This window comes from Phocicoccus schoeneichii, from assembly GCF_014635565.1.
GTDB lineage: Bacteria > Bacillota > Bacilli > Staphylococcales > Salinicoccaceae > Phocicoccus > Phocicoccus schoeneichii.
In genome coordinates, this window is the sequence record NZ_BMDB01000001.1 from 880900 (window position 1) to 894500 (window position 13601).

Below are 13601 nucleotides of genomic sequence, written 5' to 3' on the forward strand. Positions count from 1 at the left end.
ATAATACTTTGCTATGTTAAACTATTTTTAGAGGTGGAAGACAATGGAACAAGCTTATATGAACCATAAAAATATAAAAACTGAAATAGATATTAAAAAATCACGCTTCATTTCGCACATTGCACGTACGGAGACTGAAGATGATGCACGTCTGTTCATTCAAAAGATAAAGAAAGAACACCGTGAAGCGACACATAACTGTAGTGCGTACATCATCGGTGAGAGTGCATTGATTCAGCGTGCGGATGATGACGGTGAACCAAGTGGTACAGCTGGTGTACCGATATTAGAAGTATTGAAACGAGAGTCACTCTATAACTGTACGGTTGTTGTAACAAGATATTTTGGAGGCATAAAGCTCGGTGCAGGCGGACTGATTCGTGCATACTCTCAGTCGGCAGCAGAAGCTGTCAAAGATTCTGGAAAAGTATTTTTAGTTCCGATGATACCAACTGAAATCGTCTTAGATTACACATTCACAAATAAATTCGAGTATTTCCTAGGCAATGAAAATATAGAAATTAAAGACCAAGAATATACAGATAAAGTCACGTATCATCTTATGATTGAAGAACCGATGGTAGAAAAAGTGCGTGAGACGCTAAAAGAAATAACGAGCGACACATTCTGGATAACTACAAAAGACGTAGAAATGGCAGAACGTGTGCTCGTTCTATGAGGAAATTCTTTCAAATATTTTTTGCAAGAAGTTTAAAATCGGACGTTTATTTGATCCTATTAAATCCGTCGCTTCTACAATGATCACAACAGAGAATACAAGTAAGATGCAGATTAACACAGCACCTGTCACTGTTGATAAGTAAAGTATTACTGATGCGACAGCAAATAACGTTGCCATGAAGTAAATCAGGATTACACTCTCACGGTGTGAGAAACCGATGTACTGTAACTTATGATGCAAGTGTCCGCGGTCGGCGCGGGTTAAGCTCACACCTTCACGGTATCTTCTAACCGCAGCAAACGTGATGTCAATAAAAGGGACACCTAATATGATGATTGGGAATAAAATCGAGAAGAACGTGACGTTCTTAAACCCGAGAATCGATAACACACCAAGCACGTACCCGAGCAACATCGACCCATTGTCTCCTAAGAAGAGCTTTGCTGGGTTGAAGTTATAGTAGAGTACGCCGAGCGTCGATCCAATCAAGATCACACTGATCATCATGACAAAAATATTGTTTTGTAATATACCAATAAACGCGATGCTCGATAATGCAATGACACTCACACCTGCAGCTAAACCATCGAGTCCGTCAATCAAATTGATGGCGTTGATGATCACTGCAATCCAAAGAAATGTGAATGGAATTGCGAACACACCGAAGTTCATCGTAATACCGAATGGATTGATTGTGTCGATGATGATTCCAAAAAAGATTGGAATGCTGATGACTACAAGCTGTCCGAGGAATTTTATACTCGGCTTCAGGTCATATTTATCATCAATGATCCCTAAGATCACAATCAGAGTTCCCCCTAAAATAATTGGGATATATTCTCGCTCCACAGGTTGTGCGATGATTACTGTAATTACAAATGAGACAAGTATCGAAACCCCACCAGAAAACGGCATCGGTCTTTCATGTTGTTTACGATGGTTTGGATAATCTACAAACCCAAAACGATAGCTCAGTCTCATAAATAACGGTGCAATAATAAAGCTAATAATCGCGGATAGTACTAATAAAAATAATGTATACATAGGCTCACCGTTCAGTTTAGTCCAATATACTATATCATATTTATAGCTTCTATACTGAATTTATATGTGAATACGTTTAATTAATTGTAAAATAATTGTATACTATTACAGATATCAAAAAAGGATGGCGACTGATATGACAGTTAATTTTATACTCAGTATTGCGCTCATTTTGAGCTGTATATATATGTTTTATAGAATACAGTTTTTTGAAGATAAAAACCTCGTAGACTCTGATTTTTTCCAAGCGTTTATGCTGACGTCGATTTCAGCACTCTTACTACTCGTACCAATAAATCTTGGAAATATCACGTTGAGCTTTTTCTACATCCCGATCTTGTTTTTATTACTGTATAATACATTCGGTTATAAATTGTTATCGATCGGTATCGTATTCGTCGTCTATTACTTTGTTTTTGATTATGATCTCATGCAATTCTTTATATTCTTAGGTCTCGCAATTTTATTTTTCTTAATTGTCCCTTTTATCAGAACGCCAAAGATGGTTATCTTAATTGGATCTAACTTTATCTTTACATGTCTGTATATGATTTTATTACATTTATTTGTCGCACCGATTTCACTGAATGTCGGATTTTTGTTCGTCATCTTTTCATCGATTGCAACATTCCTAGCGTCACTCATTTACACAGACATTCAGAATTTGATTCGACTGTATAAACGCGTCGAAGAAGAAAAGTTTTATGATCCATTGACAAAACTTGGTAACATAAAAACAATGGACACTCATTTAGATGAGATGTTTTTAAAGAATGAATCCATAAGTATTCTGCTCATTGACATTGATAATTTTAAATTGATTAACGATATGCAAGGTTTTGAGTCTGGGGATAGATTGATTAAGCAATTGTCGGATTTACTGAAGAACCATGTGCCTACTGGTGGCACTTTGTTTAGAAATACTGGGGAAGAGTTTTCGATGGTACTCGGAGATCTAAATTTTGATAGTACAGTGAGACTCGCAGAAGGAATTCGTAACTCAGTCGAACTTACGAAGTTTCATGTGGATGAATCAGACGTCATCAACATGACGGTGTCCATTGGAATTGGATATGTTGATACGAAAGAGGCAACACGTAAAGATCTCGTGAAGATTGCAGACAGCATGTTGTTCGCTGCGAAGAAGCAAGGTCAGAACCGCGTGATGTTTGCACCGATTGGATAAGTGAAAAAGAAAAAAGCCAGTAAAGCTTTTTTGCTTTTCTGGCTCTATATTAGTCTTCTACACTTGCAAGTTTTTGTACTGTAATATTTGAATGAGAGTCATGCCACTTTACCGTTCCATTCTCAAAATAGAACGCTTGTGGAGATTCGTGTTTAATATCAAAATGGTCTGCTATATAATTAGATAGCTCTCGATGATCTTGCACGATTAAATAATATCCGTCGATATCACGTTCATAATGGAATTTCTTGAATTCTTCGAATGCATTAATAGATATCGGGCATGTAATACTATGCTTCATAAAGTAAAAGTAAGACTTTTCTTCAAGCAAACGTGTGAACGCCTCAATCGATGTTATTTTCGTAAGCATTTAATCACCCCTTCATGGCTTTATTTAATTTATCACTTATTTTTATTAAAATCAAATTAAAATTTGAAAAATATTTTATAGGAGGCTTTCATATGAATCGTCCGTTAAAACGTTGGAATATACTAGATACAATAAATGCAACACTCTTAATTGTGGTTATTCTGTATTTTATAGACTTTAAAAATAACGCAACAGTGTCTTGGATTTTTGTAATAGTATTCGCTTTTTGGGCTATCACATTAATTGCTCGTAATGTCATGATTACCCGAATGAAAAACAACCCAAACCATCCAATGCATAACCAAGATAAAACACAAGAATAACGAAAAAAGCTGGATCTATTTTTTAGAGTCCAGCTTTTCTACGTTTTTATGATATTTGTCGGAAACTTTTTTTGATACTTCGAGTTTAGGTAAGATATTTTGAAGTTGATAGTTACCTTCATCTTCGTAAACTCTCATTAAGTTCGCGCGCTCTTCATAATAGGATTTAAATGTGTAGAACATTTCGAGTGAGAGCGTACGCACTTCTTTTCCTTTGTTTGTCTTGATCGCAATGCTGTTGATATTTGCGATCTGCTTATCAAGGAGTGGCATGAGCACATTTTTGATATGTTCTTCTTTCTCTACAATCGACAAGTCTTTTTGTAATGTTGTCGCTTCATCTTCTAAAGTTTCACTGTTATTGTTAATGACTTTTACTAGTGCGTCAATTTCTTTCTTTTCGGCGTCAGTGTGCTTTTCTTGGATGAGTCTGTCGCGTGCCTTTTTGTTGTTAAGCACCTTCTCACCATAGTCCGTGAGTTGAGAGTTTATTTCAACAGAGCGCTGATATATATCCAGATATTCTCGAAGTTCTTCTGCAAATTGCTTTTTCAACTTGATACTTTCTTTATAAGAGTCGTGTAGAGTTATGATTTCTTCGTTCGTCACTTCAACATTATTGGCCTTCTCTTCCATCTCTGTTGCAAGTGGAATGAGAGATTCATCTAATATTTCAAAATAGTGATTAAGGTCTTCATCTTTTACTTTAGACTCGGTACCAACGTAAATGTTTTCTATTTTCTTAGTATCTAATTGTTCGGCAGCAGTCGTGTCTTTATCTTCCATATCATACACAGGCTGCATATTTTTCAAATATTTATCTTTGTCTTCTTTTAAGTTATTTCCACACGCCACGAGCACGATACTGAGCGCCGTGATGAGAAACATACGAATCTTAATCTTTTTGAAGAGTCGCACGGATTCACTTCCAATCTACATGCTTTCTTTTATAACCCACTTATTATAACATAACTTTTATGTCTTATTTTTAATTCTTGCGATAGTAGCTTATAATATAGAGTGATTTAAAAATGAAGGGATTTTTTAATCTTGAAACAATATGAAAACGAATTGAAGTCTTTACTTCCAAATTCATTAATTAAAGTAGATGAACCACTTAAAAACTATACTTATACACATACAGGCGGTAATGCTGATTTCTATATTACTGTTTACACTCACGAAGATGCAAAAAATACGCTCATTTTTTGTAAGGAGAACGATATTCCTGTAACGATTCTTGGGAATGGCTCGAACCTCATTATTCGTGATGGTGGTATTCGTGGCGTTGTTTTAAACACGCTCGAACTGAAAGAAATTACGCGTGAAGGTAACACTGTATATGCAGGAAGTGGCGCACGCATCATTGATGTCTCGCGTTTTGCTCGCGACCATTCACTTTCAGGTCTAGAATTTGCATGCGGAATTCCGGGGAGTGTCGGTGGTGCAGTGTATATGAACGCTGGTGCTTATGGTGGTGAAATCAAGGACGTGCTTGTTGAAATTATTGCGGTGACTCCAGAGGGGGAGATTATCACTGTCGGAAAAGATGATCTTCATCTTGGATATCGTAAATCAGTCGTACAAGAAAACGATTATTTAGTGCTGCAAGCAATTTTTGAGCTTGAAGAGAGTAATCAGGAAGACATCCAATCTGTGATGGATGAACTCACGCACCTACGCGAATCGAAGCAACCGTTAGAATTGCCATCGTGCGGATCCGTATTCCAGAGACCACCCGGCCACTTTGCTGGGAAGCTGATTCAAGACTCTAATTTACAAGGACACAGAATCGGTGGCGTCGAAGTATCGAAAAAGCACGCCGGATTCATGGTCAACGTCGACAACGGCACAGGCAGCGACTACGAAGCACTCATCGCCCACGTACAAGACGTGGTGTTTGATAAATTCGGAGTCAAATTAGAACGAGAAGTACGTATTATCGGAGAAAAAGAAGATTAGTTTTAGTAGTAGAGCCCGAAACCAAGGTGGTTTCGGGTTTTTATCTTGTTGAGTGGGGATGTTAGTGTTTTGGTGGTGAAACGTAGTGTGTTAGAAGGAAAGTGTTATTTTTATTTGTGAATTTTTTAACGAAGTTGTAGTAATTATTCATGGACTCATGTTTGAGTGGCAGACCGTCGATAGTTATTCTTTAATTTATTAGATTCTCATTCAAATTAAACAGTAACTGAAAGATAATCCTGTTATCTTTCACCCACCACTCTAATCACGAGAGTTGATAGAAAATAAACCCGTTATCTTCCAGATAGCGCCCATACTTGCCTCCTATATAGAAGATAAGACCTTTATCTTCCAGATAGCACCCACACTTGCCTCCTATATAGAAAATAAACCCGTTATCTTCCAGATAGCACCCATACTTTACTCCTATATAGAAGATAAACCTGTTATCTTCCAGATAGTGCCCATACTCTACTTCTATATAGAAAATAAACGCATTATCTTCAAGATAGCAGCTACACTTGCCTCCTATATAGAAAATAGAGCCTTTATCTTCCAGATAGCGCCCATACTTGCCTCCTATATAGAAAATAAACCCGTTATCTTCCAGATAGCACCCACACTCTACTTCTATATAGAAAATAAACCCGTTATCTTCCAGATAGCGCCCATACTTGCCTCCTATATAGAAAATAAACCCGTTATCTTCCAGATAGCGCCCATACTTGCCTCCTATATAGAAGATAAGACCGTTATCTTCCAGATAGCGCCCATACTTGCCTCCTATATAGAAGATAAGACCGTTATCTTCCATATAGCACCCATACTTGCCTCCTATCTACAAGATAAACACCCGCTCGACGTCCGACCGTCGGTCACCCGCCAATCTTCTCCCTCCCCCAAACAAAAAACCAACCTCTCGCAAGGTTGGTTTTAAGTAATTATTTGCTTTCTTGTACGATTGTGTGGATTTCTTCTAATTGGCTCATTGCTGTTTTGTATCCGCCTGAGTTTAGGTACCACGTTACTGAGTCTAATTCGTAGATTGCGTCGTTTTTGATTGCGTCTACGTTTTTAGTTACTTCAGTTTTGATTACATCTGTTTTTGTTGCGTCTTTTCCATCACTGATTGCTGCTCCGCGGTCCATCACTAAGATGATTCCTGGGTTATTTTTTGCAACGTATTCGTAACTCACTTGGTTACCGTGTGATGTTGATGCTTGTTTTTGTTCTTTTTCATCAGGAATTTCACCAGCTGATTTGAAGCCGAGTGCACTATATAAGAAGTCATAACGTCCTTGTGGACCATGTAGAGATAAATCCCCACCATTCGTTTGAATGAACATCATCTCTTTGTCTGACGCTTCCACTTCTGAATGAATTTCTTCTACCTTGTTATCAAAGTCTTCAACGAGTTTCTTGGCTTCATCTTGTTTGTCATACATTTCACCTAAGAATGTTGTCATCTTTTTAACATCTTCAAAATAAGTATTTGGGTTCGCAGCTACGTATACAATTTTTGCATTTGGTGCTGCTTTTTTAAGCTCATCAATAGTATCAGAGTTTGCTTGTCTACCTGAAATCATGATTACTTCTGGATCTAGCATCGCTACTTGTTCGAAGTCTGGTTCTTTTAAACCACCAAGGTTAGCAAACTTTTCATCTTTGAAATTCTCAAGTTCTTCACCAAGTACTGAGTTGCCGTCACCTTTAGGTAAACCAATAATTTTATCTTCTAAACCTAATGCTGCGAATGTTGATGCTACACCAAGGTCCATCACTAAAACCTTATCTGAGTTTTTAGGTAGTTCTACTGTTTCTTTAACCGCTTCAGTATCAGAGTCTCTCTCTGTACCTAATGATAATTCATAACTGTTTTCGTAAGTGACTGTCTCAACCTCACCCTTACCTGATTTATCGTCAGATGATGTCTCTTCTGCCTTACCACATGCTGCAATGATTAAAACACTCATAAATAATACGAGTAAACTTACTTTTTTGAAATTCATTTCTTTTAAAGTCCCTTCCTTAGCCCCCACTAAATTTTGAACTATAGTGCACACACCACCTCCTTTAAGAGATTAGGTTTACACTCCAAATAATTCTTTAGATTCTGCTTCCTCGCCATCGAAATAAATACAGATCTGGTGCCCACAAATATTTTGAATTTGGATATCCATTTCGTATATTTCACGCAGGATGTTTTCTTGGATCACTTCATCTTTTGTCCCACTGATTGCGAGTTTGCCATCTTTTAACGCAACGATATTATCAGAATAACATGACGCAAAGTTAATATCGTGAATCACAATAATAATCGTTTTGTTTCTTTCTCTACATAGACGTCTCAAAATTTGCATGATTTGCACGGAGTGCTTCATGTCTAAGTTATTGAGTGGCTCATCTAAAAAGATATATTCCGTGTCTTGTGCGATTGTCATTGCAATATATACACGCTGTCTTTGACCCCCTGAGAGTTCATCAATCATGCGATCTTCGAATTCTCCGAGCCCCATATATTTAATTGCCTCGTCAATCTTATCGTTGTCTTCTTGTTTTAATCGACCTTTACAATACGGATAACGGCCAAACGCAATCAGTTCGCGTACCGTTATATTTAAATCCAGGTTGTTACTCTGCTTTAAAATTGAGATTTTTTTAGCGAGTTCATTATCTGGCTTCGTAAATAAATCTTCACCTTCAAGCAAAACTTCTCCTGAGTTTTTATCTAAAAGACGTGTCACCATTGAGATAACCGTACTCTTACCTGCTCCGTTTGGTCCAATTAGGGATAGAAGCTTCCCCTTCTCTATATCTAGTGATACATCTTCAACTACTTTTTTCTCTCCATATGCCTTTGACAGGCCTCTAATTTGGATCACTTGCGACTCCTCCTTAGCATTAGATAGATGAAGTACACGCCACCTATCAAGTTAATAATAACACTTAATTCAATGTTATTCTTGAAAATAAACTGTACGACCATCTGTCCGATGAGCAGTGCGATGACACTGATCAGCGCTGTGCCTATAATTATATAAAAATGTTTATATGTTTTAAAAATCTCATGTGCAAGGTTAACGACGAGTAATCCTAAGAACATAATCGGCCCAACGAGTGCAGTCGATGCGGATACTAACACTGCAACGATGATGAGTAAGAATGATACTTTTCGGTCGTAATTCACACCAAGATTAATGGCCGTGTCACGTCCTAAAGACATCACGTCAAGCGAGTGGAAATCCAACAAGATAATGATAATCATGATGAAAACAATGATACTTGTGATAAGGAGCAGTCTTTCGTTCGTAGAACTGAAGCTACCAAACAAGTTATTTTGTAAAATCATGAAATCTTCTGGGCTGATTAGCACCTGCATGAATGTGGATAGATTCTGGAAGAAAGTTCCCAAAATAATCCCGATAAGTAACAAGATAAACACATTGTTTTTAGTAAGTTTGAATAAATATTTAAATACAAATACTGTAAACAGAACGAGCAATCCCATACTTAAAAAATAGTTGTATGTTGAATTTAAAAGTAGAGGTGAACTTACGCCTGCAATAAATATAATTGTTGTTTGTATAAACACATACACAGAATCGAGACCCATGATGGATGGTGTTAAGATTCTGTTCTTTACGATTGTTTGAAAGATGACCGTTGAGATTCCAATCGCTACGGCGACGACAATAATCGAGCCGGTACGTAAAACTCTGGACGGTAATTGATAATGGATAATCTGGAAGTTTATCCCGTAAAGTAGATAAAACACAACCAACCCAAGTGATACGAGCCCAAGTACGATGAGCAAGATGTTATTTTTTCTATTATCACTGTGTTTATGCATGCTTCACCCTCCTAAAGATCAGAACTAGGAAAATGAGGCTGCCGATAACTGCGATAACGAGTCCGACTGAAACTTCGTACGGATAGATGATGATGCGTCCTAAGATGTCGCAAATCATAACAAATATCGCGCCGAGCACTGCGGTTATAAGTATCGTACTCCGCAAATGATCCCCTTTAAATATCGATACGATGTTAGGAACGATTAAACCTAAGAAGGGTAGCATCCCAACCGTTACGACAACGACTGCAGTGATTGCAGCTGTGATGAATAAACCAATATTTACGACACGTTTGTAATTAAGTCCGAGGTTTTTGGAAAAATCCTCTCCCATTCCGGCTACTGTAAACTGGTGTGCGTAAAAAATCGCGATGATGAATAATGGAATACTGATGTATAAGACTTCGTAACGACCCGTCACTAGTGTCGAGAAACTTCCGTGCATCCAACTTGCGATAGACTGTAAGTTATTCGTGCGTAGTGCTAAGAAAGTTCCGATTGATGCCACGACACTCCCGAGCATAAGCCCAATGAGCGGTACAAAGATAATATCTTTAAACTGAATTCTCGTGATGATTTGCATGAAAATGAGTGTCCCTGTTAAAGCGAGCATAGCTGCAAATCCGAGTTTATATAACATGCCGATACTTGGGAAAAAAATCATCCCGATCAAGATACCGAGTTGTGCCCATTCCATTGTCCCTGCAGTTGTTGGCGACACGAATTTGTTACGTGTCAGTTGTTGCATGATGAGACCACAAGTTGCGAGTGCTGCCCCTGCTATAATAATGGAAACTGTTCTTGGTATCCGACTATGTATTAAAACGGATATCTGTTGTTCATCTAGTGAAAAAACATCTTTTATTGGCAGACTGCTGACTCCTACAAACAAGGATATCACCGATAAAATGATAAGCAAGATGATCATGATATCTAACCTGAATAATTTCTTAACCATAAGTAACCGCCTAATTGATAATGATTCTCAATAAAATCTATCTTAATTATACACAAGCTCTATGTATTTACCAATCTTTCTTGATGGTTTTTCAGAATTTTGTCACAGAACTTGATCTACGTCATATCATATATAGAATTTTACAAATAAGAAAACACACCTATCATCTATGAAATCGATGTAGGCGTGCCTAATTTCTAATGAATCGTGATTGATTTACCTGGTTGATATGAAGCATTTCCTTCTAATATTTCCAAGATGATGCGCGTTGCACTCACATCGTTTGTCTCAAACGTATCTTCGCTATTTTTAGGTCGATAGCTGAGAGTATATACGTCGATATCTTCTTTGCTGAGCTCTTCTGTCATCGACTTTGTCAAGCCTTTGATGGCACCTGTAATTGTGTAATATAAGTTGTGTTCGAACACATCATCAGTTGTTGGTTCAACAACGTTAATAATCTCGGCACGCTCGCCGTCACGCAGTAAGTTACGGAGCGTACGTATTCCGAGATACGCACCCCAAGCATGTTCATGCATCAAGCGGTTAAACTCGTCATACGAGACATCGTAAATCGAGTTATTTTCAGTATGAATAGAATGGATAAACACAATCCCATCCAGACCATCGAACGTTGAGTCAATCTTTTCAACCATGTTTAGCCAGTCGATTTCTTTCGATTGTTCGAGTAAAAACACTTCATGGTGAACAGAACTTATTTCATTTATTTCTTCGAGTAATTTTTCGAGTTCAGAATAATTGTCTCCTGATAAAATTAAACTATGATTTTGTTTTGCGAGTTCTACAGAAAGACTTCTTCCAAGTGAAGACAGCGCATCTGTGATGATATAGGCTTTCATTTTTAAACCTCCAAAATAACTTGTCGCTCTATTATATCATCAATTGAAACTTCGTTCATTTGTGATAATTTTTCTTTGGCGAGTGGGTTTTTATCTACAAAAAAAGACCGAGCAAATGCTCAGTCCAATTATTTTACAGTAACTTCTTCAATTGGCATCGTATGTTGGTGCATCGCGTCTGTGTGCGCGATCACTTCGTATGTACCCGCCTCTTCAAATGTATAGTCGATTGTGTAATCACCGTTATCTTGATACTCACCGTCTACCATTGCAATACTCTCGTCACCTTTTTTCACTTCAAACATCATGCTGTCTGCTTCAAGTGGCTCGCCGTCCATAAATACGTGTGCCTTGAATTCCACCGCTTCACCAGCTGTGATTTCAGACGGAACTGTAAGTTCCACTTCTAAAGGATGAACCTCATCCGTGTTTTCATGCATCGAGTGATCTTGGTTGTCAGCATCAGAATTACCACAAGCAGCGAGCGTCACCGCGATGATTGTTGTCATAAATAATGTTAAAAATCTTTTCATCAAACTCTCTCCTTTAACAAAAGATTAGCACATCGCTCGTTACCGGTGCGTATTAAAATATGTCAATTTGTAGAATTAGGGAGATAAAAACACGGTTGCTGGAAGGTTCGGGGCGGACCTGTGTGTTTGCGACAGCTGAATAGGACATATAAGCCACTGAGCTAGAATCTCATGACGTATTTTTGAGAGGAATGATACATATTGCTCTGGAATTTAGAGTTACATGTTGTATTCGTGACCGAAATGATACATGAGATTCAAGAATATAGAATTACATGTCCTAATCGTAGCGTGGTTTCTATGAACTCTGAATTCCACGACTTGATTAGTTCCTAATCGTGGCGTGGTTTCTATGAACCCTGAATTCCACGACTTGATTAACTCTTAATCGTGACGTGGTTTCTATGAACTTTGACTTCCACGACTTGATTAACTCTTAATCGTGACGTGGTTTACTCGAACCCTGAATTCCACGACTTGATTAACTCTTAATCGTGACGTGGTTTCTATGAACTTTGAATTCCACGACTTGATTAACTTCTAATCGTGGCGTGGTTTCTATGAACTCTGAATTCCACGACTTGATTAACTTCTAATCGTGACGTGGTTTACTCGAACCTTGAATTCCACGACTTGATTAACTCCTAATCATCACATGGTCTGTGCAATTCCATGGTTTGACATGACGATTAACTCCTAATCGTCACGCAGTTACCCAAAATACAAATTTCTAAGTGACATTCATCGGGAGTCCGTGTGTTTATCTCTATACTCAGATTATTTAACAAGATAAAAAGCTGCAATCAAAAAAGCACCCACCATCAGATGATAGTGGATGCGTCAACATTATTAGTTGTCGAATATGAAGTCTTCGTCTTGTAATGGTTCGACGTTTAGTGCGAGCACGTAGCCGTCTCCTTTTACTGAGAAGAAGTCGTGGTTTTTAGTTGTTGTATCGAGTGCGTTCTCGATGATTGGGTTGAAGCCTTTTTCTTCAAAGTATGGTGGGTACCCTAAGTTTGCGAGTGCTCTGTTTCCGTTGTATTTAACGTAGTTGAGCACGTCTTCTGTGAGTCCGATTTTGTCGTACAGACTCTTAGTGTATGCCTCTTCATTTTGGTAAAGGCCTTCGAGTAATTCGTACATTTCTTTTTCAGCACGTTCTTGTTCGTCTGGAGTTAGTTTTTGGAATACTGTTTGTGCGTCAAGTCCAGTGAACACTCCGTGGATGGATTCATCAAGTAAAATCTTACGAATGATTTCACCACTTGTTACCATACGCCCGTTTCCTGCTAAGTACAGTGGGTAATAGAATCCTGAGTAGAACAGGAATGATTCTAAGAACACTGATGCAACGCGTGCCATGTATTGATCATACATTGACGGATTTGGATCGAATAACTTGTGGTAACGTCCAACGATTTCTTGTGCTTTGTATTTTAAGTGGGGGTTCTTTAATACCCATTCATCTAATAGTTCGTTCGTTTCTTTAGTCGAAATTAATGTTGTAAAGATGTGAGAATATGATTTCGCGTGGATTTGCTCCATCATACCCATGAACGAGTATACTGCTTTCTTACGTAAGTCGTCTGTGTGCAAGAGGATCAACGGCATACCGTCATCTGCTTGGTGCGTGTCGAGTCCTGTAAGTCCAGCAAGTACTTTCTTGAACGTTTCTTTTTCGTCGTCTGATAAACCAGCCCATGATTTAATGTCTCGGGATACAGAGAATTCTGTATCCACCCACATTTGAGCTAAGTTTTGTCTCCAGAACACGAGAGTTGTATCTTCTTCAACGTTCCAGTTAACAGCTTTCATCGATTGCTCTTTCAT

General features: G+C 38.1%; 15 protein-coding genes. 4 read left to right on the forward strand and 11 right to left on the reverse strand.

The annotated features are described in order from the left end of the window. Nucleotides 1–43 precede the first annotated feature (43 nt). Nucleotides 44–679, forward strand: a complete 636-nt coding sequence (locus IEU51_RS04535; RefSeq protein WP_186085130.1) for a YigZ family protein — start codon at nt 44–46, stop codon at nt 677–679. On the opposite strand, the gene IEU51_RS04540 is transcribed toward IEU51_RS04535, so the two are convergent. After that, complete coding sequence (locus IEU51_RS04540; RefSeq protein ID WP_186085127.1) at nt 674–1726, reverse strand: glycosyltransferase family 4 protein; 1053 nt, start codon at nt 1724–1726, stop codon at nt 674–676. The two genes, IEU51_RS04535 and IEU51_RS04540, sit on opposite strands and share 6 nt — an antisense overlap. A 136-nt stretch (nt 1727–1862) precedes the next feature. Here IEU51_RS04540 and IEU51_RS04545 point away from each other — a divergent pair, with 136 nt between their 5' ends. Continuing rightward, nucleotides 1863–2912: a GGDEF domain-containing protein gene (locus IEU51_RS04545; protein WP_188349273.1), complete on the forward strand. Its 1050-nt coding sequence runs from the start codon at nt 1863–1865 to the stop codon at nt 2910–2912. Between the two features lie 49 nt (nt 2913–2961). Here IEU51_RS04545 and ytxJ read toward each other — a convergent pair whose 3' ends face one another. Beyond that, entirely contained in the window at nt 2962–3282 is a 321-nt protein-coding gene (gene ytxJ, locus IEU51_RS04550) for a bacillithiol system redox-active protein YtxJ (protein WP_186085121.1), read from the reverse strand. 92 nt (nt 3283–3374) lie between these two features. Between ytxJ and IEU51_RS04555 the strand changes: the two genes are divergently transcribed. Beyond that, the gene (locus IEU51_RS04555) at nt 3375–3605 is read left to right on the forward strand and encodes a hypothetical protein (protein ID WP_186085118.1); all 231 of its coding nucleotides are present in this window, start codon (nt 3375–3377) and stop codon (nt 3603–3605) included. Nucleotides 3606–3620: 15 nt separating this feature from the next. Here the strand turns inward: IEU51_RS04555 and IEU51_RS04560 are convergent, their stop codons facing one another. After that, the gene (locus IEU51_RS04560) at nt 3621–4523 is read right to left on the reverse strand and encodes an EMYY motif lipoprotein (protein ID WP_186085115.1); all 903 of its coding nucleotides are present in this window, start codon (nt 4521–4523) and stop codon (nt 3621–3623) included. A 129-nt stretch (nt 4524–4652) separates the two neighbouring features. Here IEU51_RS04560 and murB point away from each other — a divergent pair, with 129 nt between their 5' ends. Next, on the forward strand, nt 4653–5567 hold the full coding sequence (gene murB, locus IEU51_RS04565) for a UDP-N-acetylmuramate dehydrogenase (protein WP_186085649.1): 915 nt from the start codon (nt 4653–4655) through the stop codon (nt 5565–5567). Nucleotides 5568–5832: 265 nt separating this feature from the next. On the opposite strand, the gene IEU51_RS04570 is transcribed toward murB, so the two are convergent. The 8 genes from IEU51_RS04570 to nrdF all read right to left on the reverse strand — a co-directional run bounded on the left by IEU51_RS04570 (nt 5833) and on the right by nrdF (nt 13586). After that, entirely contained in the window at nt 5833–6381 is a 549-nt protein-coding gene (locus IEU51_RS04570; protein WP_188349274.1) for a hypothetical protein, read from the reverse strand. A 127-nt stretch (nt 6382–6508) separates the two neighbouring features. After that, the gene (locus tag IEU51_RS04575; protein WP_229713838.1) at nt 6509–7606 is read right to left on the reverse strand and encodes a siderophore ABC transporter substrate-binding protein; all 1098 of its coding nucleotides are present in this window, start codon (nt 7604–7606) and stop codon (nt 6509–6511) included. Between the two features lie 48 nt (nt 7607–7654). Further along, complete coding sequence (locus IEU51_RS04580; RefSeq protein ID WP_186085109.1) at nt 7655–8449, reverse strand: iron ABC transporter ATP-binding protein; 795 nt, start codon at nt 8447–8449, stop codon at nt 7655–7657. Beyond that, nucleotides 8446–9417: an iron chelate uptake ABC transporter family permease subunit gene (locus tag IEU51_RS04585; RefSeq protein ID WP_186085093.1), complete on the reverse strand. Its 972-nt coding sequence runs from the start codon at nt 9415–9417 to the stop codon at nt 8446–8448. The genes IEU51_RS04580 and IEU51_RS04585 overlap by 4 nt, the downstream gene beginning before the upstream one ends. Continuing rightward, the gene (locus tag IEU51_RS04590; RefSeq protein ID WP_186085090.1) at nt 9410–10375 is read right to left on the reverse strand and encodes an ABC transporter permease; all 966 of its coding nucleotides are present in this window, start codon (nt 10373–10375) and stop codon (nt 9410–9412) included. Before IEU51_RS04590 ends, IEU51_RS04585 begins: the two co-directional genes overlap by 8 nt. A 197-nt stretch (nt 10376–10572) precedes the next feature. Continuing rightward, on the reverse strand, nt 10573–11235 hold the full coding sequence (locus IEU51_RS04595) for an SDR family oxidoreductase (protein ID WP_186085087.1): 663 nt from the start codon (nt 11233–11235) through the stop codon (nt 10573–10575). 128 nt (nt 11236–11363) lie between these two features. Next, a complete protein-coding gene (locus IEU51_RS04600) occupies nt 11364–11768 on the reverse strand; it encodes a FixH family protein (protein WP_186085084.1) in 405 nt (134 codons plus the stop codon). A gap of 849 nt (nt 11769–12617) precedes the next feature. Then, nucleotides 12618–13586: a class 1b ribonucleoside-diphosphate reductase subunit beta gene (gene nrdF, locus IEU51_RS04605; RefSeq protein ID WP_186085646.1), complete on the reverse strand. Its 969-nt coding sequence runs from the start codon at nt 13584–13586 to the stop codon at nt 12618–12620. Nucleotides 13587–13601 lie beyond the last annotated feature (15 nt).